Origin of the sequence: Pseudomonas sp. G11 (genome assembly GCF_029457515.1) — a bacterium.
GTDB lineage: Bacteria > Pseudomonadota > Gammaproteobacteria > Pseudomonadales > Pseudomonadaceae > Aquipseudomonas > Aquipseudomonas gorinensis.
Window position 1 is genome coordinate 5,239,637 of record NZ_CP120377.1, and the last position, 19,238, is coordinate 5,258,874.

The following is a 19,238-nucleotide window of genomic DNA, read 5'->3' on the forward strand; positions in this document are numbered from 1 at the left end:
CCGGCAGTGTCGGGCCCTGGGCTGAATCATGATGGAACCGGCATGGCCTACTCAGGAGCAAGTCATGAGAGTCACCCAATACAAGGCGTTGGGCTTGTCATTCAGCACGTTGGTTGACCGCGAACGGGGCATCCTCGAAGGCCTGCGACCGCTGGCAGTGCAAAGTGAATCCAGCGCCAGTGATGCGCAGCTACTCAGTACTTACCGACAGGTGGCGCAAGAGCTTGCCAGCCGTGCACCGCAGATCAGCGCAGCGGCTTTCCACGGCCAGCTCTACCATCGTGTGGCGCAACATTTGCAAACCATTCCGGGCTGGGATGAAAGTGTGGCATTCAGTAGCTCTTCATCCTGGTGGCCGATTTTCGAAGACGCCCCCGGTGCCCTCCAGTACCTGGGCAAGTTCTACCGTTTGATACTGATTGCCCCACCCCAGGGTATCGATGTACTTGCCCTGGCCCGTCGCTTGCCGGTCGAATTCGATGCGATCATTGAACCCAGCGACGAGGATTGGCACAACAGCCTGGAGAGCGAGTTGCATCGCCTGGGGCTGGAGCGATCGGAACTATTACCGGTGCGCAGCACGGAAAGCGATGACCCGTGGAACGAGCGGGTGGATTTTCCGGTTTGCACACTACGGCGCGGCCATGCCCAGCCGTGGAACCATTCGCCTCAGGCAATGGACGGCAAGCGCTGTGAATACGCCAGCCTCGCTGACTTGGCCCATGCCCATCAAAAGGCATTGCACACCTGAGTACGACGGCCCTGATTTGACATTGCGAGGACTGATCAATGGACGCTGCAACCAAGCTCGACCGTATCGACATCAACATCCTGGTCCAATTGCAGAAGGACGGGCGCATGACCAACGTCAGCCTCGCCGAAGCCGTTGGACTGTCGCCCAGCCCTTGCCTGCAACGTGTCAAACGCCTGGAGGCCGCCGGGTACATCAGCGGCTATGAAGCCCACGTCAATCTGGCCAAGTTCGCCAACTCGGTGACCGTGTTCACCGAAATGACCCTCTCGGATCACAAGCGTGCCGACTTCGTGAAGTTCGAATCGAGCATCCGCAACATCGACGAAGTGCTCGAGTGCCACTTGATCAGCGGCGGCTACGACTACCTGGTGCGCTTCCTGTGCAGCAGCATCCAGCACTATCAGGAGCTGATGGAATCGATCCTCGACAAGGAAATCGGCATCGAGAAGTACTTCAGCTACATCGTGATCAAATCGCCGGTGGTCAAGAGCACCGTGCCGTTGCGCAGCCTGGTTCGGGCGGTCTAAAAAAACCTGCAGCGGTGCGGCTGGCCGTACCGTTGGCCAGCGCGCCGCTGCAGGTCGGATGGATCCTGCCGGCCCTTTGCCGAACTCACGACAAGATGCAGAACACCTTGCGTACGGTCTCTTCGCTGACCCACGCATTGGTGGCGCCCTGGGGCACGATCACCGTTTCTCCCGCCCGCACATGATGGCTGTCGCCCTGTTCAGCCCGCAACGTCACCGAGCCTTCAAGGATAAACATCAGCTCGCTGTAACCCGGCTCGACCTGCTTGCGCGCGTACGCCTCGCATTGCCACAGCCCGACACGCAGGTTGCCGGCGCTGAACAGGGTTTCGCTCCAGGCCTTGGGCGTCGCGGTCAACAGCACACTGGCTGCCGGCGGACTCGCCGGTGCAAGCGCCTGGGACAGGTCGATTCTGATCGGAAGGCGGGGCATTTGCGTGGAGGCTGAAAGCCCCGGAAACACCATGAACAGCCGGCGCAATTGCCCGTGATGGTGCCAACGCACACGGAGTCCACGAGGCACGACGAAGCAATCCCCTGCCGTCAGCTGCAGGTCAAAACCCTCACCCTGCAAACGTAGTTCTCCGGCTTCAACCACACCCAGTTCAACCCAGGGAAACGCCTCGATCAACAGGTTCGCACCGGTGCTGACACTACTGCCTGCGGCATAGCCCTGCACGGGGTCGTGGAAGTTGATGACTCGCCCGGCCGCCAGCGGATCGCCCTGCAGGGCGAATGCGGCGCAGGGCAATTGACGATCAGTGTAGGGGTGGGAGTAATGCAGAATCGGTGGCATACCTTAACGCTCGCTCATCGGCCGATGATGTCTAGAAATTGCTGCCAGCCCGCCGCCAGGCGAACGCCCGGTGCGCGGAAGGCATGCAGAGGAATGGGGTTGAAATGCTCGCCTGCGAGCAAACCGAGCTCGACCTTCTCGCCCGCCGTCATGGCGGCCAGTTGCTTGCCCATCCAGGTCGACATCGCGACCCCGCCACCGTTGTAGCCAATGGCGTAGTAGCTGCGTTCATCGAGCTGGCCGGCATGGGGAAGATAATCCAGGGTCATGGCCACCAGGCCCGACCAGCGATAAGCAATAGGCTGGTCGCGCAGGATCGGGAAAACGTCGCCCATGCTGCGCTGCAAAGCATCGAAGGCGCTTTGTGAATCGCCTTTGCCGAACGCTCCCCGCCCACCAAAAATCACGCGATCACCGATAACGCGGAACCAGCGCAACATGCGCTTGGTGTCACCACACACCTGCCCACCCGGCATGATTGTGGCAAGGATGTGCGGTGGCAGTGACTCAGTGGCGATGATCGCGCTGCGGAAAGGAATCAAGCGTCGGTGCAGCGTATCGGTGGCGCGGGTCTGGTCGGAATAACCATTGGTAGCGTAGATCACTTGCTTGGCACTGACCCGCCCTTGCGGCGTCTGCACGATCACCCGGTCGCCTTCGCGACGGACCTGCTCGGCCGGGCTGTTGATGAACATTTTCACGCTATGGCCGGCCAAGTGGCGGGCCATGCCGCGCGCGTAGTTCAAAGGGTGGATACCGCCGGCCTTGGGGGTCAGCAGGCCGCCGGCGAAGATCGTCGAGCCGGTCATTTCCCGCACCTGGTCGGCCGAGATCATCCGTGATGACGTACCGCCGGTTTCACGCTTGATCCAGTTCGCGGTGGACTCCAGCGCGCCCAGCGCGTGGACATTGTGCGCCGCCGCGACGTGCCCGCCCAGATGCAGCTCGGCCCCGGTCAGGCCAAGGGTTTCAACCATCTCCACCAGGCTGTCCACCGCGGCATAACCGGTGTGGTACATCTGCAACGCAGTGTCACGACCAAAGCGCGCCATGAGCGTGGGAAAGCCCACCCGGAACTTCGGTGACACCACACCGCCGTTACGTCCGCTCGCGCCCCAGGCCAGGGTATTGGCTTCGACGATGAGGGGCTCGCGACCACTGCGGGCAATGTGATGGGCTGCCGAGAGGCCGGTGTAACCCGCACCAATGATCACCACGTCGCACTGCCGCTCGCCTTCCAGGGATTGCAGCGCAGGTGCCGGTTGGGCGGTGGCCGCCCATAAGCTCTGAACAGTCATGCCAGCCTCTCGACTCAATAAGGATTGGCGCTCACGGCCAAGGCCCAAGCGCCGAGGGGATCAACCCAGCTCTTTCTCGACCGCGTCGGCCAATTGCGCCAGCGAAGTGAAGTGGTAATGCGGCTCGGTGCGTTCCGATTCGAGGGTGCCGCCGGTGCCTTTCTGGGCAAAACGACGCTCGATCCAGCAGGTCTGATAACCCAGGCGCATGGCCACGCCGATGTCGTGGTACTGACTCTGGGCAACGTGCAGGATGTTCTCGAACAGAATGCCCTGGGTCGCCAGCACACCACGGGTGTAGGCAAAGAACTGCGGATCGGGTTTCTCGAAGCGCACATCGTCGACGGTGACCCGTACGTCGAACGGCTGGTCGAGGGTTTCGGCCATGTAGTTCAGCGCCCAGATCTGCGAGTTGGTGGTGGCCACCAGCTTGAAGTGCTTGCGCAGGCGCTTGAGCGCTTCGACAGAATCAGGGAAGGCCGGGAAGTTCTTCACCGCCTGCGCCAGGCCCTTGGCATAGTCGTCGTTGTCCGGCAGCCCCAACTTGGACGCGATGACGTGGTAGCAACGCTCCAGGTCATCCGGCCACCAGCCCGAATCAGTCGAGGCACGGGCCTCGCGATAAGCTTTGAGGATGTCGTCGTCGCTGCGGGCCTTGCCCGCTTCACCCGCGACTTCGCGTACATGGGCCAGGATTCCGGCTTCGAAATCGATCAGGGTACCGACAACGTCGAACGTCAGGGCTTTGAACTGCTTGAAAGACATAGGGCGCTCCGCAAGAAAAGTCGTAAGGGTGAAGCTGACTGGACAGGCCCATTATCTGCCCGCATTCTCGCGAAATATTTTGTTTTGCCCTACCCCTGAGGCATAACCTACTGTTTTTTTACTCGACGTGCCGCACCTGTGCTCAATGGCTCGATTCCAGGGCGGCAAGCAGCCCCAGATGAGGGTAAAGCGCGTCGATCCTGAGCATGTCCTCACGCATCTCCTCGATGATCCAGTCACGCACGCTTTCCACGATCGGGCGCACTGGACGATTGGCCGGAACGACCAGGCAGCAACGCCGGGAGTTGACCCGAAAAGAGTCCGTCGCCGGCACCAGCTCGCCTTTGCATAAGGAGTTCGACACCACGTTCAACCATCCCAGCGCCATGCCCTGGCCCAACAAGGCGGCCTGTACCACCACGGCATAATCGGAGAACACCAGCGCGTTGTCGGCGCGTCCCGGCGTTTCAAAAGCGGCGGCCCAGCCGCGGTCCTGGTTGTCCATGCTGATCAGCGTCGGCACCTGTTTTTTAGCCTTGCCCTGAACGACATCCGCCAGGTACTGGGCGTTGCACACAGGCAGGGTAATTTCTGGAATAACCAGTGTATCCGTGGCCTTCAGGCTGCCCGCCTCGAGGTAACGCATGCCCAGATCGACGTCCACCAAGGGGCCGCCGATCCTACCGGACATCAATTGATAGCGCATGTCGACAGTGGGGAATCGCTGGCTGAAACGACTCATGCGCGGCATCAGCCAATGGGTGGTGAACGCCGTCGACACCGACAGCGTCACGGTCTCGATGCCCGTCGCCCGTGCCTCGATTTCACTGATTGCCGACTCGATGGTACTGAAGCCTTCCTGCACGCGACGGTACAAAATGCTGCCGCTTTCCGTCAGCCTCGCCCCACCATGAACACGCTCGAAAAGCTGCACGCCAAGGTGCTCTTCCAGGCGCGACAACATGCGACTCACGGCCGGTTGGCTGACGCACAGTTCATCCGCCGCCCGGGTGAAGCTGCCACATCGAGCGGCCGCCTCGAAGACGAACAATGAGCTGGAACTGGGAACCTTGCGACGTAGATTAGACATGACCTGAGTTTATGCCTGGCACAACTATTAGTAAATTGTCCCGAACAAAATACCCCGCCTATTCTGGTGAGCGGCTGCGTAAGGCGACCCACGGATATTCGGAGCGGCACTCCTCTCCCTCACGAGACCCTTCCCTGCTATGAAAAACACCTTGAAGTTTTACATCGATGGCCGCTGGGTAGAGCCTCACAGCTTCGATCGCCTGCCCGTGATCAACCCTGCCACCGAGCAGGCATTCTGCGAAATCGCCATGGGAGACCTGAACGATGTCGAGTCTGCCGTCATGGCCGCCCGGCGCGCTTTTCCAGGGTTCTCGCGCACGTCACCCGCGCAGCGCAAACAACTGCTGCAACGGATTCTGGATGTCTTCATGGCGCGCTACGATGAAATCGCTGACGCCATCGTCCAGGAAGTCGGTGCCCCGAAAGCCTTGTCCCACGCCTGGCAAGCCGGGATCGGCAAACGTCACCTGGAGCAACTGCTGCGCACCCTCGACACGTTCGAGTTCCAGAAATCCCGTGGCACCACATTGATTACCCACGAGCCTGTGGGTGTGGTGGCGCTGATCACACCCTGGAACTGGCCGATCAATCAGATCGTCTGCAAGGTCGCGCCGGCCCTCGCCGCCGGCTGCACCATGGTCCTCAAGCCGAGTGAAATCGCACCGATCAATGCCTTGCTGTTCGCTGAGGTCATGCATGAGGCCGGCGTGCCGGCGGGCGTTTTCAACCTGATCAACGGCGACGGCCCGACAGTGGGTGCTGCCCTGTCTGCACACCCACACGTGGACATGGTTTCGTTTACCGGTTCGACCCGCGCAGGGACGGAAATCGCGCGCCTGGCCGCACCGACCGTCAAGCGTGTGCATCAGGAATTGGGCGGAAAATCGGCCAACATCTTGCTCGACGATGTCGACCTGCAAGCGGCAGTGACCAACGGTGTAGACAGTTGCTTTGGCAATAGCGGGCAATCCTGCAATGCGCCTACGCGCATGCTGGTGCCCGTCGCGCTGCACGACCAGGCCGTGGACATCGCCCGTCGCGCCGCGCAAAAACATATCGTTGGCGCGCCCGATGAGGACGCCACGACCATGGGCCCGGTGATCAGTCAACGCCAATACGACAGCATCCAGCGAATGCTTGCCATCGGCATCGACGAAGGTGCACAACTGGTGTGCGGCGGTCCAGGTCGCCCCGATCACCTGCCCCAGGGTTACTACGTACAGCCGACGATCTTCGCCCAGGTCACCCAGGATATGACCATCGCCCGCGAAGAAATTTTCGGACCGGTGCTGGTCATCCAGGCCTACGAGGATGAAGCGCACGCAGTCCGCATGGCTAACGACAGCGTGTTCGGGCTGGCGGCTTACGTTCAATCGACGGACCAAGCGCGGGCCCGCGACGTTGCCCTGCAAATGCGTGCCGGCAGTGTGTACATCAACTATCCGAGTTGGGATTCCGGCGCGCCGTTTGGTGGCTACAAGCAATCGGGCAACGGCCGTGAGTACGCCGAATGGGGGCTGGAGGCGTTTCTGGAAGTGAAGGGAATTGTCGGTTGGGGAGCTTGATGCCCCCGCCCTGACAGGCTCGCCGGCCAGGTGATGGCTACAGTCGAGCCGCCACCGTGGCCACACTGCCTGACATTTTCGCCTCAGCCTTGATCAGATCGGCCATGCGCTCGGTGATCATCAGGGTCGGGACGTTGGTATTGGCGCAGGGAATCGAAGGCATCAGCGAAGCGTCACACACCCGCAACCCGGCGACACCGATCACGCGGCCATCACCGGTGGTGACTGCCAGCGGATCATCGGCGCGCCCCATGCGGCAAGTGCCTGACGGGTGCCAGGTGCCACCGACATTGCGCTGCACGAACTCGGTCAGGGCCTGGTCATCGGCGAGCAGCTTTTTCAGGGTGACCCCCTGAGTCACCAGGCCCTGAATCAGCAAGCCCCGCAACGGCCCGGCGATATCCAGCAACACGCTCAAGGCGCCGCGTTGCAGTGCATTGAACCAGCCCGGCATTGCGACCCTGGCCACTCGTGGTGAGTAACTCGATGGAAACACCACACTGCATTCCCGGTTCAAGGCGGGCGCCGACAAGGTCTGGGCGCCGAAGCGCAATGCCTGCTTCAGACGTTCGAGGTCGCGGCCATCGCTGAGCATGCCGAAGCGTACGTGCGGTTCGTCATGGGGATCGCTGGATGTCAGGCGCAGATGGCCACGGGAATAGGATTTGTTGACCCAGAAAAACATCGTGCCCAGTCGATAACCGATCGAATGCCAGCCTGATCGAGAAAGGATTGCGCCATGCATATCACACGGCACCGTGTCATCCAGCCCGGATGAAAAACGCACGATGGCCTGCTCATGGTGCTCTTCGGGAAACGCCGTGCGACCTTCGCGATTGAGCAGCGCAGACACCGCAATCGAAGGATGCTCCATCAGGTTGGCCCCCACCCCTGGCCGGTCCACCACCGGGGCAATGCCCAGAGAAGCCAGGTCGTCCGCCGGACCAATCCCACTGCGTAGCAACACCGCAGGGCTGTGGATCGCGCCGGCACAGACGATGACTTCACGCGCCCGCAAGGACTCGACGACGCCATGACTGTCGATAATCCTGGCGCCTGTCGCACGACCGGCCTCAATCAACACCCGATCCACCACGCAGCGGGTGCGCAGGGTCAGGTTCTGGCGTTTGCGCACCTCATCGGTCAGATAACACACCGACGTCGGGATTCGCTCGCCCTGCTCGCTGACGCCAATGGCACCCACGAACACGCCCTCCTCCCAGAGCCCATTCTGATCGGCCTTGTGCTCGAGGCCACGCCCGCCCAGGACCTTCATCACACCTTTGACGAAAGGCGAAAGGCGCTCCGATGGCGTACGCCGGATCCTGACCGGGCCGTCGCGGCCATGCAGCGCCTGGTCCTGCGGCCCGCAAAAGTCGGTGTCGTTTTCCAGCTTGCGAAAGTACGGCAGGCAGGTGTTCCAGCTCCAGCCTTCGGCCCCCAGCGCCTGCCATTCGTCATAGTCGGCGGGCGCACCACGGTTGGTCATCAGGGCGTTGATCGCCGAGCCCCCACCGAGGATCCGCGCCTGCTCATAGCGCCGGGTGGCACCGGCACGCGGGCCCATCAACGCGGTCAGGCGCTGCCAGATATTGCTGGCATCCAGATAGGCGCGCCCCGGGTAACGGCTACGTATCTCGGCGGGCATCGTGTGCAGGGAAATATCGCGCCCCGCCTCGATCAGACACACCTGTTTGTCGGGGTCCTCCGAGAGCCGGGCGGCCAGCACGCAGCCGGCCGAACCACCGCCCAGAATCAAATAATCGATCATGCCGACACCTTACTGAACGAATTTGAGCCAGCGATCCTTGGCGGCAATCCCTTCAGCGGAGGCCCACCACTCTTCCGACATCAGCGCTTGCCTGGCCGCGTTATCCGGCGAGCTTGGCAGTTCCTTGGCCCGCTCGGGGGTAATTTTCCCCGTGGCGAACGCCGCCGGGTTACCTGGACCGTAGTCAATGTAGAGCGGCAGGTTGGCTTGCAATTCAGGCGATACCGCTTCGTTGAGGAACTTCACAGCCGCCGCATAGTTGGGGGCATTTTTCAGGATGCACAACTGGGTGTTTTGCAGCAGGCCGTCGTTGTAGGTGAAGGCCACGTCCGGATTACTCTTTTGCACGGCGCTGGCTCGACCGTTCCAGATCATCAGCATGTCGACTTCGCCATCGGCGAGCAATTGCGCCGACTGACCACCCGAGGTCCACCACACGGCAATGTTCGGCTTGATCTGCTCGAGACGCTTGTAGGCGCGGTCGACATCCAGCGGGTAAAGCTTGTCACGGGGCACGCCGTCAGACAGCAGCGCCGCCTCCAGGGTGCTCATCGGATCGTTACGCAAGGCACGCACGCCGGGGAAGTTCTTCACGTCCCAGAATTCGGCCCAGGTCTGCGGCACTTTCTTCAGGTTTTTCTTGTTGTAGCCAATGACCGACGAATAGAACTCGTAGGCCACCGAATATGGAGTGCGGTAGGCCGCCGGCATGTTCTGTACGTTCGGCAGCTTGCTCAGGTCCAGCGGTTCGATAAGCCCTTCCTTGCCACCGCGCAGGCAGTTGGAGGGTGGTGTATCGATCACATCCCAGACCGGTTTTTTCGCTTCGCCCTGGGCCTTGACCATCGGCCAGGCGTCGGGGGCGCTGTCCTGCTTGATGGTAATGTTCAGCAGTTTGGCTGCCGGATCCAGAATGGCCTTCGTCTGGGCCTCCTGGTAAGCACCGCCTTGGGAGACAAAGGTGATTTCCGCGGCCACGGCGGGCATCGCGCACGCCACCGAAAGACTCAACAGGGAAATGACGGAACCGAACGCTTGAGCAACAGACAAGGTTTTCATGGCAAATCATCCTGGACGTAGATTAATTCGGCAGCGTTAAAACCTCGACTGAACACCCTGCACCCACGTGCTTTGCTCAGGTTTGATTTTATTGTTCGACCGAGCGGGACATTTCGACGTTACAAGAGCATGACAGCAGAGGGCAATGCACGAATAGTCAGAGATGTCATAACCTCAGATCATGCTTATTTCTACAGGCACCTGCCCTCGTTCGCGCGGGCCACTCGCCTACTTGAGCGCCGCGAACGGCAAGCGTCTGGCCAGCTCCTGCGCGAGGTAACGGGCGAACACCGAGATGCGTTGCGGAGTATGCCGGCGATGCTGATAGACCACGAAGATATCGGCCCTGGGAGCCTGGTAATCGCTCAAAACCGCCCGCAGGCGCCCGCTTTCAAGGTGATCCTGAACATTCCAGCGAGAACGCAGGATCAGTCCATGCCCGTCCAGGGCCAGGCGTAACGCGACTTCTCCATCGTTGCTCGACAGCGTTCCGCTGACCTTGTGCGAGTAATCCTGGCCATCCTTGCTGAAACGCCAGATCGCGTAATCACTGCCGAACTGACGCAGCACGATGCAGTTATGCCGGACCAGATCCTCCCCCCCTGACAGAGCAGGCATAGCTTCAAGGTATTGCGGGGAAGCACAGAGAATGCGCGGGTTTTCCAGCAGGCGCATAGCGATCAGTCGCGAATCGGGTGGCTCGCCCATGCACACGCTCATGTCGAACTGGTCATCCAGCAAGCTCGAAGGCTGGCTGGACAACTCCAGGGAAAGCTCCAACTCCGGGTGCAATCGGGCAAAGCTGGAGACCACCGGTGCCAGGTGTTGTCGACCGAAACCCAGGGTGCCGTTGATCCGCAAGCGTCCCTGCAACGTCGGCTGTCGGCGATTGAGCGCACTCTCCAGCTCTTCCAGTTGCCGCAGGATCGGCCGTCCTCCTTCCAGGTACAAGGTCCCTTCCGGAGTCAGCGACAGTCGCCGGGTGGTGCGCTGCAGCAACTGCACGCCCAGACGCGCTTCAAGCTGGCTCAGGCGTTTGCTCACCGCTGGCAACGACAGGCCGAGGTGCCGCGCCACTTCGGTGAGACTGCCGCGTGTCGCCACCTGCTGGAAGAAACTCAAGTCATCGATCATCGCCATGATTCTTTCCTTAAAACTAAGAATGGCTTTCGCTCAAGGCTAATTATTAATACAGGGCCACTGCATACACTGGCAATCAGTCCACATCAATCCCAGGAGTCGAACCCATGAGCAAAGCCCAGTACAAAATCGCGGTGATCCCCGGCGACGGCATCGGCAAGGAAGTCATGCCCGAAGGCGTGCGCGTACTCGACGCCGTGGCGACCAAACACGACCTGGAACTGCAATGGGACTGGTTCGATTTCGCCAGCGCCGATTACTACCTGGCCCACGGCAAAATGATGCCCGACGACTGGTTCGACATTCTCAAAGACTACGACGCGATCTATTTCGGTGCGGTGGGCTGGCCAGACGTCGTGCCTGATCACATTTCCCTGTGGGATTCGCTGCTGCAGTTCCGTCGTGAGTTCGACCAATACGTCAACCTGCGCCCGTGCCGCCTGATGCCGGGGGTAAAGGCGCCGCTGGCCAATCGCGCGCCCGGCGACATCGACTTCTGGGTCGTACGGGAAAACACCGAAGGCGAATACTCCAGCGTCGGCGGCAAGATGTTTCCCGGCACCGACCGGGAAATCGTCTTACAGGAGACCGTCATGACCCGCGTCGGCGTCGACCGCATTCTCAAGTTCGCCTACGACCTGGCTCTGAGCCGCCCGAAGAAACACCTCACCTCCGCCACCAAGTCCAACGGCATCGCGATCACCATGCCGTACTGGGATGAGCGCGTCGTCGAGATGGGCAAGAAATTTCCTGAGGTAAAGGTCGACAAGTACCACATCGACATCCTCACCGCGAACTTCGTCCTGCATCCGGACTGGTTCGATGTGGTGGTCGCCAGCAATCTGTTCGGTGACATCCTTTCCGATCTCGGCCCCGCCTGCACAGGCACCATCGGTATCGCGCCGTCAGCCAACATCAACCCGGAGCGTAACTTCCCGAGCCTGTTCGAGCCGGTGCACGGCTCGGCGCCGGACATCGCCGGCAAAGGCATCGCCAACCCGATCGGACAGATCTGGTGTGGCGCGATGATGCTCGAACATCTGGGCCACCCGCAGGCGGGCGCAGCGGTGCTGGCTGCCATCGAAACCGTACTGGCGATGGGGCCGGATAATGCACCATTGACGGCCGATATTGGCGGCAAGGGCAACACCGAAGCCTTGGGCAAGGCCATCGCCGCTGCGGTCTGAACCGGCAAATAACGCGCAATCTTCCGTTCACGGCCCGTGATACGGGAGATTGTTGCGTGTGACTTTGGCATCGTCTGAATACCTTGCCAGCGCTTGCGAGAGACACCATGACCCTGCTATTCAAAGTCGACGAGGCCCGTGGCCGCGCCTGGAAATCGCTGTTCGAAACACACGCGCCGGACATCGACGTGCGCTTCTGGCCGGACATTGGCGACCCGTCGCAAGTACGCTACTTTGCCGCCTGGCAACCGCCACGACAGCTGCATGAACGCTTCCCGAACCTGCAAGTGATCTTCGCCACCTCGGCGGGAGTCGATCAATTCGACCTCGGCGAGCTGCCAGAGCCTATCAAGGTCGTCCGCATGCTCGACCCCGGCATTGCCCAAGGCATCGTCGAGTACGCCTGCTTCGCCGTGTTGAGCCTGCACCGACAGATCCCTCTGTACCTGCATCAACAACAGGCCGGGCGCTGGCAAGACCACTTCCTGACCCCGGCAGCGCAACGTCGGATTGGCGTCATGGGCCTGGGCAATCTGGGCGTTGCGGTGCTGCAGAGCCTGCGTGCGTTCAACTTCCAGTTGCATGGCTGGGCGCGCTCGCAGAAGAGTATCGACGGTGTGCAATGCCATGCCGGCGACGACCAGCTCGAGTCCTTTCTCAGCCAGTGCGACATTCTGATCTGCCTACTGCCACTGACCGACGACACTCGCGACATACTAAACGCGAGGACGCTGGCCGCACTGCCAAAGGGTGCCAGCCTGATCAACCTGGGCCGGGGCGGTCATCTCAAGGAAGACGATCTACTTCAAGCGCTGGATAGCGGACAACTGAGCCACGCCATTCTCGACGTGCTCAACGAAGAACCGCCATCGCCGGATCATCGGTTCTGGCAGCACCCACATGTCTGGCTGACGCCGCACGTTGGCGCAATGACGGCACCGCAGAGCGCGTTCGAGGTATTGCTGGCCAATATCAGGCGTCATCAGGTCGGCAAGCCCATGCAAGGCTTGATCAAGCGCGATCATGGCTACTGAGGCTCCGCACAGTACGTCCGGCCAAGTCACCTTCTGAACTCCAGCACTAAGGCCGACGGTGTCCGCGAGCGGCTCCAGTGATCCGCATCGATGCCATTTGGCTCGCCACCGAGCCGATGGAAATGCGCGCCGACACCCACCCAAGGCTCGTCAAGCATGCTATTGCGCGATACCTCCTAGCGGAAACGCTGATTGGTTCGCCAGTCCGTTCTGGTTATATATTTTATTGCTGAATAAAGTAACGCCCGAACATCGCGCATAACAAATATGCATTAAATATTCAGGACACTACATTCATTTAAAATCAGTCCAATAAACGCGAGAGCTCTCATGATTAAAATGCTAGCCGCCGTACGCCGAAAACCTGGAATGACCCATGCTGAGTTTTTGGAATATATAGAGCATCAGCACGGAAAAATCGCTCGAGCCAAACCATTGAGTGTCAAACGATACGTACAAAACCATATCATCGACGGCGCGTTCGGAGTGGACTCCGATGTGACCTATACAAGAGGTTTTCACCGAGACTCCATCACGGAGTTATTTTTTGATGATATGCCGGGTTTGATTCACACGTTCAGCGATCCCTATACCCAACAAACCGTAGGGCCTGATGCAAAAAACTTCGCGGACCTGTCTAACCAGGCCGCTCAGTTGATGGATGAAGTCGAAACCGTCCCTGCAAGTTCAGGGTCCCTCAACAGCAAAGTGATGATTTTTTTGAAAAAGAATCCAACGGTGTCTTTGGATTCGTTTTTCAGCGCATGGGATTCGGCGCACGAGGCAATCATCAGCCGACACCCAGACTTTCAAAGTGCACTCCGTCGGCATGTTCGTTCCAGATACCTGCCTGAAGGTGACAGGGTAACCGCCTATTTCGGACCCGACATAACGGTATATGAAGGCGCTTGCAGCATGTGGTTTGAAAGTGAAAGCGCTCTTTCCAGTTTTCGTCAGTATCAGCGCGCACTGTTCCAACAGCTTTCTGACGAAGGGATTGTGGTGTCAGCGGAGTCTTTTTTCGTATATGTCAAAGAGGTGGTGATTATGGGCCTGAACCGGTAAACACTTAATCAACGGAACTGTGCTCAACCGCGCGTCAACGCGGACTCAAGCCGCTGAGTCCGCGTCCTGTGCCGCACACCCTAGACATAAGTGCCAGGCACCAGAACAGCGACTCATTTATCAGATGGGCTCGGCCAACATCGCAGTAGACTCGCGCATGATCTGAGCATGCTCGTCCTTGTCACCCCCACTTTTTTCTATCTCGCACAGCCGCGCGGAGTTTTCGACCACGAGCTGGCAACGCTCCCAACGCCGCGCTTCGAACCGGTTCAGGGCAGTCTGTAGATCGGCGCTGGCGAGCAACTCTTCGGCGAGCACGATGGCGCTCTCAATACCAATTCCAGCCCCGGAAGCCAGATGTGGCGTGGTGGCATGCACCGTGTCCCCAATCATCACCATACGGCCTTTATGCCAGGGCAACGGCACCAATAGATTGGCCAGCGGACGATAGTCGATATTGGCGCCCGGCTCATACAATTGAGGCACCAGCGCCTGCAGGATCGGGGCGGGGAACTCACCCAGCAGCCGCGCCATTTCACCTGGCCAACTGGCCGGATCGATCCACTCGGAAAACTCGCGGCTTTCCATGAGGAACATGTACATGTGCATTTCGGAAATCGGATTGACGCCAACCTTGGTGCGTCCGAGCCAGTGACTGGGCCGCACGATTTCCGGCGGACGCCTCAGTACAGCACGCCAGACACTCTGGTGAATGGGTTTCGGCGCAGGCGCTTCGGGGAAAAACGCCTTTCGTATCTGCGAATGCACACCATCGGCGGCAATGACCAGGTCATAGCGCCCAGAGGTGCCGTCGGTGAAAGACACTTCAAGGTCATCCGCGTGCTCGATGATGCCGTCGAACGTGATGCCGAGGCGCACATGGGTGCCTACTTCCCGTGTCTTGTCGGCAAAAATACGAGCCAGCACCGGGCGCAGAATGCCGCCGCCACAAGGAATCGCTTTATCACTGAGCGGAGGTCGAAGCGCCAACTGCACAATCAGGTCGCCTGCCGGTGAAAACACATCGAAATTGGTCGACAGATACCCTTGCGCGGCCACCTGTTCAAGAATCCCAACGGTATCAAGCGCTCGTAGCGTGGGCCCACTCAGGGTAATTCCCGCCCCTAGAGGGCACCACAAAGGATCTATTTCGACCAGGTCAACTTCCACCCCCTGGCGGGCGAGCTGGATAGCCGCGGTCATACCGGAGAACCCTCCTCCGATCACCAGGACCTTATTGACTGCTGCAATCATCACGCTCTCCTAATTATTCTTATTCACCCGGCTGACAGTGCATGGCACACCGACGAGCGTTGCGGCGTCGTCGAGTCAATGCTGCAGAGTCATGAGTTTCCGACGGAAAATGTCAGATCAACGACGAGACTATCGAATTGGTTATCTGCGCTGAAATCGCTTTGCACAATCCGAGGTATCGCTTCAGCTGATGGGTCTTGGCGTTGCGACAAAACCCGGTGTTATCCGCGTACCTACGGATAAATAAAAAAGCCGATTGATTGCAGTTCATTCGAACCGCAATCAATCGGCCTTCAACGACACGGATTCACACGCTTTCCAAGCCATCCCAGCAGAGGTATTTCACTTCAAGAAATTCGTCGATCCCAAGGTGCGATCCCTCGCGCCCAAGACCGCTCTGCTTGACGCCACCGAAGGGGGCGACCTCATTCGAAATCAAACCACAGTTGATGCCCACCATGCCCGATTCGATACGAGCGGCGTTGCGCCAGATGCGTGCCGCATCACGGCTGAACAGATACGCCGCCAGGCCAAACTCGCTGTCGTTGGCCATCGCAATGGCTTCGTCATCGCGGTCGAAACGCAACAGCGGCATGACCGGGCCGAAGATCTCTTCACGAGCGATCCGCATCCCATGGGTCACGTCGGCCAGCAGGGTGGGCTGGAAGAAACCTCCTCCCAGCACATGGGGCTTGCCGCCGGACAGCAGTCGAGCCCCTTGCGCCAGCGCGTCATCAACCAGGGCCTGGGACTTTCGTACTGCCGCATCATCGATCAACGGCCCGACCTGCACACCCGGTTCCAGGCCATTGCCCACCTTCAGGCGTGCCATGCGCTCGACGATGCGTTCGGCCAGTGCGTCATAAATCTCTGACTGCACCAGCACCCGGTTGGCACCGATGCACGACTGCCCGCCATTGCGAAACTTGGCCAACATCACCCCGTCAGCGGCGGCATCCAGATCAGCATCGTCGAAGACAATGAACGGGGCGTTGCCGCCCAACTCCATGGAGCATTTCTTCACCGTCTGCGCCGCTTGCGCGAGCAACAACCGACCCACTTCGGTGGAGCCCGTGAAAGTGAGCTTGCGCACCAACGGGTTGGCCGTGAGCTCACCGGCAATGTCGCGGGTGTCGTTACCCGTGATCACACTGAAAACACCGGCCGGCACACCCGCGCGTTGCGCGAGTTCGGCCAGCGCCAGTGCGGTCAGGGGCGTCTGACTGGCCGGTTTCACGACCATCGTGCAGCCGGCCGCGAGGGCCGGGGCGGCCTTGCGCGTAATCATGGCAGCGGGAAAGTTCCAAGGCGTGATCGCGGCGCACACCCCGATGGGTTCGCGCAGTACAACGATGCGCTGAGTGTCCTTTACGCCGGGGATCATTTCGCCACGTACCCGCGTGGCTTCCTCGCCAAACCAGCGCACAAAAGACGCCGCGTAATCGACTTCGCCGCGCGCCTCCTCCAGGGGCTTGCCCTCCTCCAGGGTAATCAGCGTGGCAATATCCTCCCGATGTTCAACCATCAACTCATACCAACGGCGCAACACCTCGCCACGGCGTTTGGCCGTCAGGCGCCGCCACGGCCCAAAGGCCTCCTGCGCCGCGTCGATGGCGTGCCGGACTTCAGTTTCGCGACAGCGCGGCAACTCGGCCAGCACCGTTTGATCCACCGGATTACGCAGCGTGTAACGACCGTGTGGCGTCTCGGTCAACCACTCTCCAGCGATGTAGGCTCCGGTACGCCACAGTGTCGGGTCCTTAAGTAAATGCTTCACGGTGCAACCCTCCTGATCAGCACGGGTGACGCCCGATCATGAAGGCGGCATCAGGGTCCGAAGTCACTGGCAGCCCCGACGCGACCAACCCTTGACGCAGAGACTTCATGAAGCGATCCGGCACACGCATCGCCGGGGCGCGGAGCGGGCCGCCGTTGAAGCCGGCGAGCCAGTCCTGGTATTTCCACATCGTGCGGTTGAGCACACCGGTGCCGCCGGCATAGCTTTGCGCGGCGGCGCCGTTGGCGCTGCGTGCCGGATTGACCTTCCAGTACAGTTCCATCGCTTCTTCGAAACGCCCCGTGCGGGCCAGCTCGAAAGCTTTCGGGTAGTAGTCGCTCATCCAGGCGGTGTTGCTGGTGCCGGAAAACTGCAGCTTCATCAGGCTCATCAAGGGGATCGCATCGCCTTCGATCGGGCAACTGATCACCACTTGGTCACGGAAGTGGTGGTACATCTCGCAAATGCCCGCCGGCAATGGGAACCCTTGCTCGGACTTGATGGCGGCGATATTCGGGCAATCGGCCAGCAGGCGACGGACCAATTCCAATGACATCCCCGCCGGATGCACGCGCTCAAAGCCCCAGAGCGGAATCGGGAAGAGCATGACGGCAAGGTCCGTCGCGTCGCAGAATGCCTTGGTGTAGTCGTAGATTTCCTGCTCGCTGGTCGGCCAGAACTGTGGCGGATAGGACAGCAGGACGATGTCAGCACCGGCATTCTCGGCGAGCTTCACCGCCTCGATATTCTCGGCAAGCGTGCCAAAAGCCGCGTGGAAGAACAGGATCAGGCTTTTCCCCGACTCACGCGCCCAAGCGGTGAATTGCGCGTTTTCCTGGGCAGAGATGGCCAGCTCGCTGCACAGCAACGTGGCGCTGTAGCCCAGCCCGACCGTATGTTCGATGTCGTGGCGTATGCCACGCTCATTGAGGCGCTTCAGATCAGCACTGAAGCTTGGGAGGGTGACAGCCGAGCAGCCCACCAGGTTTTCACGCGCCCAGGCACGGGCATCCGCTTTGTTGTAAGTCGCCATGATGATTTTCCTTCGGACAGTGGAGGGGTTATTTCGAGACAGGGACAATGCTGGCAGGCAACTCGATGCCGAGGCCTTGTTGCCGGGCGCGCTCGTACAGCACTTGCGCAATGACAACGTCTTGCAAGGCCGAGCCCACCGATTTGTAGAGAACGATGTCGCTGTCGTTCTGGCGCGGGATGACACGCCCTGCCACCAGGTCCGACAGCGCGACCAATTTGTCGGCGACATAGACACCGGCAGTGATCGCCGCAATGGCATCCCCCGTATCGTGGAGTACCTCTTGCGGCATATCCGCGACGATGCACACGGCTCGCTCCATCGTGACCGGGTCAACTTCCCGTTGTTCAGGCAAGGTCGAACCCAACGATACGATTGTGGTACCCGGGCCAATCCACGCGCCTTGCAGTACTGGAGACTCGTCACGGCTGCGGGCGGCACAGATCACCACATCACAGTCCTGCACGGCCTCTTGCGCGCTGCCCACCGCGTGAATATCCAGCCCCGGCCTGAAGCTGTCGGCAAACCGTTCGCGGCTCGCAGGCGTTGGACTGAACACGCGAACATGGGCGACATCGCGCACGGATTTGAGGCAATCCAAGGCGCCACGCGCCTCGAACCCCGCGCCAATCACACCCACCCGCAGCGCACGCTGGGGCGCCAGCAAATCCACCGCCAGCGCAGCGGTTGCCGCGGTGCGCAATCCGGTTACCCGATTGCCGTCGATCAGGGCACTGAGCGCCATGGTTTGCTGGTTGAACAACGCGATCAAATAGCTAGCGCAACGTGCCCGCATGGATGCAGCAATCAGCTTGCAGCCCATATGGCCGCCAGTCGGTGGTACGGCGGTCAAACTGCGCAGCCAGATCCCATCGCCCCGCGCCATCGAACGGGGCGGCACCATGGCATCCGAGGTGGGGCTGGCATAGGCCTGGGCGAGCGCCGCGACGGCGGCGCTCCAGTCGGCGAGCGAGGCCACATCGGCATCGCTGAGAAAAAGCGTCGGGGCCACGACGTGGTGCTGTTGGGCGTGATGCATAGCGCTAACCTCGCAATCGGGTATCAGTCGGTGATTGACTGACACCCTACGAGGCACATCCCCCACCGAATACTGCTGGGGA

General features: G+C 60.3%; 17 protein-coding genes. 6 read left to right on the forward strand and 11 right to left on the reverse strand.

All coding sequences use genetic code 11. The features are described from left to right. Nucleotides 1-64 precede the first annotated feature (64 nt). A complete protein-coding gene (locus P2T68_RS23925; protein ID WP_277378391.1) occupies nt 65-751 on the forward strand; it encodes a hypothetical protein in 687 nt (228 codons plus the stop codon). 38 nt (nt 752-789) lie between these two features. Continuing rightward, nucleotides 790-1,281, forward strand: coding sequence for a winged helix-turn-helix transcriptional regulator (locus P2T68_RS23930; RefSeq protein WP_024074578.1), 492 nt, complete (start codon nt 790-792; stop codon nt 1,279-1,281). Nucleotides 1,282-1,366: 85 nt separating this feature from the next. Here the strand turns inward: P2T68_RS23930 and P2T68_RS23935 are convergent, their stop codons facing one another. The 4 genes from P2T68_RS23935 to P2T68_RS23950 all read right to left on the reverse strand — a co-directional run bounded on the left by P2T68_RS23935 (nt 1,367) and on the right by P2T68_RS23950 (nt 5,230). Then, nucleotides 1,367-2,077 carry a cupin domain-containing protein gene (locus tag P2T68_RS23935; protein ID WP_024074576.1) on the reverse strand — a complete coding sequence of 237 codons (711 nt, stop codon included), beginning with the start codon at nt 2,075-2,077 and terminating at the stop codon, nt 1,367-1,369. A 14-nt stretch (nt 2,078-2,091) separates the two neighbouring features. Then, complete coding sequence (locus tag P2T68_RS23940; protein ID WP_277378393.1) at nt 2,092-3,375, reverse strand: FAD-binding oxidoreductase; 1,284 nt, start codon at nt 3,373-3,375, stop codon at nt 2,092-2,094. A gap of 60 nt (nt 3,376-3,435) precedes the next feature. Beyond that, nucleotides 3,436-4,140, reverse strand: coding sequence for an HAD-IA family hydrolase (locus P2T68_RS23945; RefSeq protein WP_024074574.1), 705 nt, complete (start codon nt 4,138-4,140; stop codon nt 3,436-3,438). Nucleotides 4,141-4,282: 142 nt separating this feature from the next. Further along, nucleotides 4,283-5,230 carry a LysR family transcriptional regulator gene (locus P2T68_RS23950; RefSeq protein WP_024074573.1) on the reverse strand — a complete coding sequence of 316 codons (948 nt, stop codon included), beginning with the start codon at nt 5,228-5,230 and terminating at the stop codon, nt 4,283-4,285. 139 nt (nt 5,231-5,369) lie between these two features. Here P2T68_RS23950 and P2T68_RS23955 point away from each other — a divergent pair, with 139 nt between their 5' ends. Then, nucleotides 5,370-6,797 carry an aldehyde dehydrogenase family protein gene (locus P2T68_RS23955; protein WP_102623760.1) on the forward strand — a complete coding sequence of 476 codons (1,428 nt, stop codon included), beginning with the start codon at nt 5,370-5,372 and terminating at the stop codon, nt 6,795-6,797. 37 nt (nt 6,798-6,834) lie between these two features. Here P2T68_RS23955 and P2T68_RS23960 read toward each other — a convergent pair whose 3' ends face one another. From P2T68_RS23960 to P2T68_RS23970, 3 genes are all read right to left on the reverse strand, one after another. Then, nucleotides 6,835-8,568 carry a GMC family oxidoreductase N-terminal domain-containing protein gene (locus tag P2T68_RS23960; RefSeq protein WP_277378394.1) on the reverse strand — a complete coding sequence of 578 codons (1,734 nt, stop codon included), beginning with the start codon at nt 8,566-8,568 and terminating at the stop codon, nt 6,835-6,837. A 9-nt stretch (nt 8,569-8,577) separates the two neighbouring features. Further along, nucleotides 8,578-9,627: an ABC transporter substrate-binding protein gene (locus tag P2T68_RS23965; protein ID WP_024074570.1), complete on the reverse strand. Its 1,050-nt coding sequence runs from the start codon at nt 9,625-9,627 to the stop codon at nt 8,578-8,580. A gap of 228 nt (nt 9,628-9,855) precedes the next feature. Beyond that, the gene (locus P2T68_RS23970; protein ID WP_277378396.1) at nt 9,856-10,767 is read right to left on the reverse strand and encodes a LysR family transcriptional regulator; all 912 of its coding nucleotides are present in this window, start codon (nt 10,765-10,767) and stop codon (nt 9,856-9,858) included. A gap of 107 nt (nt 10,768-10,874) precedes the next feature. Between P2T68_RS23970 and P2T68_RS23975 the strand changes: the two genes are divergently transcribed. From P2T68_RS23975 to P2T68_RS23985, 3 genes are all read left to right on the forward strand, one after another. Next, on the forward strand, nt 10,875-11,954 hold the full coding sequence (locus P2T68_RS23975) for a tartrate dehydrogenase (protein WP_069076200.1): 1,080 nt from the start codon (nt 10,875-10,877) through the stop codon (nt 11,952-11,954). A gap of 107 nt (nt 11,955-12,061) precedes the next feature. Continuing rightward, nucleotides 12,062-12,988 (forward strand): glyoxylate/hydroxypyruvate reductase A, encoded by a 927-nt coding sequence (locus P2T68_RS23980; protein WP_024074567.1) that lies wholly within the window; start codon nt 12,062-12,064, stop codon nt 12,986-12,988. Between the two features lie 330 nt (nt 12,989-13,318). Continuing rightward, nucleotides 13,319-14,053, forward strand: coding sequence for an EthD domain-containing protein (locus P2T68_RS23985; protein WP_277378397.1), 735 nt, complete (start codon nt 13,319-13,321; stop codon nt 14,051-14,053). A gap of 120 nt (nt 14,054-14,173) precedes the next feature. Here the strand turns inward: P2T68_RS23985 and P2T68_RS23990 are convergent, their stop codons facing one another. The 4 genes from P2T68_RS23990 to P2T68_RS24005 form a co-directional block, all read right to left on the reverse strand. Then, nucleotides 14,174-15,307 (reverse strand): FAD-dependent oxidoreductase, encoded by a 1,134-nt coding sequence (locus P2T68_RS23990; RefSeq protein WP_277378398.1) that lies wholly within the window; start codon nt 15,305-15,307, stop codon nt 14,174-14,176. 307 nt (nt 15,308-15,614) lie between these two features. Next, entirely contained in the window at nt 15,615-17,084 is a 1,470-nt protein-coding gene (locus P2T68_RS23995) for an NAD-dependent succinate-semialdehyde dehydrogenase (protein WP_277378399.1), read from the reverse strand. A gap of 16 nt (nt 17,085-17,100) precedes the next feature. After that, the gene (locus P2T68_RS24000) at nt 17,101-18,117 is read right to left on the reverse strand and encodes a dihydrodipicolinate synthase family protein (RefSeq protein ID WP_024074563.1); all 1,017 of its coding nucleotides are present in this window, start codon (nt 18,115-18,117) and stop codon (nt 17,101-17,103) included. 28 nt (nt 18,118-18,145) lie between these two features. Then, a complete protein-coding gene (locus P2T68_RS24005; protein WP_102623755.1) occupies nt 18,146-19,156 on the reverse strand; it encodes an NAD(P)-binding domain-containing protein in 1,011 nt (336 codons plus the stop codon). Between the last annotated feature and the right edge of the window lie 82 nt (nt 19,157-19,238).

Bases quoted from the DNA above. Each gene is read 5' to 3' on its own strand.
- P2T68_RS23980 (WP_024074567.1), top strand. From the start codon at position 12,062: ATGACCCTGCTATTCAAAGTCGACGAGGCCCGTGGCCGCGCCTGGAAA.
- P2T68_RS23955 (WP_102623760.1), top strand. From the start codon at position 5,370: ATGAAAAACACCTTGAAGTTTTACATCGATGGCCGCTGGGTAGAGCCT.
- P2T68_RS23950 (WP_024074573.1), bottom strand. From the start codon at position 5,230: ATGTCTAATCTACGTCGCAAGGTTCCCAGTTCCAGCTCATTGTTCGTC.
- P2T68_RS23935 (WP_024074576.1), bottom strand. From the start codon at position 2,077: ATGCCACCGATTCTGCATTACTCCCACCCCTACACTGATCGTCAATTG.
- P2T68_RS23970 (WP_277378396.1), bottom strand. From the start codon at position 10,767: ATGGCGATGATCGATGACTTGAGTTTCTTCCAGCAGGTGGCGACACGC.
- P2T68_RS23975 (WP_069076200.1), top strand. From the start codon at position 10,875: ATGAGCAAAGCCCAGTACAAAATCGCGGTGATCCCCGGCGACGGCATC.
- P2T68_RS23960 (WP_277378394.1), bottom strand. From the start codon at position 8,568: ATGATCGATTATTTGATTCTGGGCGGTGGTTCGGCCGGCTGCGTGCTG.
- P2T68_RS23930 (WP_024074578.1), top strand. From the start codon at position 790: ATGGACGCTGCAACCAAGCTCGACCGTATCGACATCAACATCCTGGTC.
- P2T68_RS24005 (WP_102623755.1), bottom strand. From the start codon at position 19,156: ATGCATCACGCCCAACAGCACCACGTCGTGGCCCCGACGCTTTTTCTC.
- P2T68_RS23990 (WP_277378398.1), bottom strand. From the start codon at position 15,307: ATGATTGCAGCAGTCAATAAGGTCCTGGTGATCGGAGGAGGGTTCTCC.
- P2T68_RS23925 (WP_277378391.1), top strand. From the start codon at position 65: ATGAGAGTCACCCAATACAAGGCGTTGGGCTTGTCATTCAGCACGTTG.
- P2T68_RS23945 (WP_024074574.1), bottom strand. From the start codon at position 4,140: ATGTCTTTCAAGCAGTTCAAAGCCCTGACGTTCGACGTTGTCGGTACC.
- P2T68_RS23985 (WP_277378397.1), top strand. From the start codon at position 13,319: ATGATTAAAATGCTAGCCGCCGTACGCCGAAAACCTGGAATGACCCAT.
- P2T68_RS24000 (WP_024074563.1), bottom strand. From the start codon at position 18,117: ATGGCGACTTACAACAAAGCGGATGCCCGTGCCTGGGCGCGTGAAAAC.
- P2T68_RS23965 (WP_024074570.1), bottom strand. From the start codon at position 9,627: ATGAAAACCTTGTCTGTTGCTCAAGCGTTCGGTTCCGTCATTTCCCTG.
- P2T68_RS23940 (WP_277378393.1), bottom strand. From the start codon at position 3,375: ATGACTGTTCAGAGCTTATGGGCGGCCACCGCCCAACCGGCACCTGCG.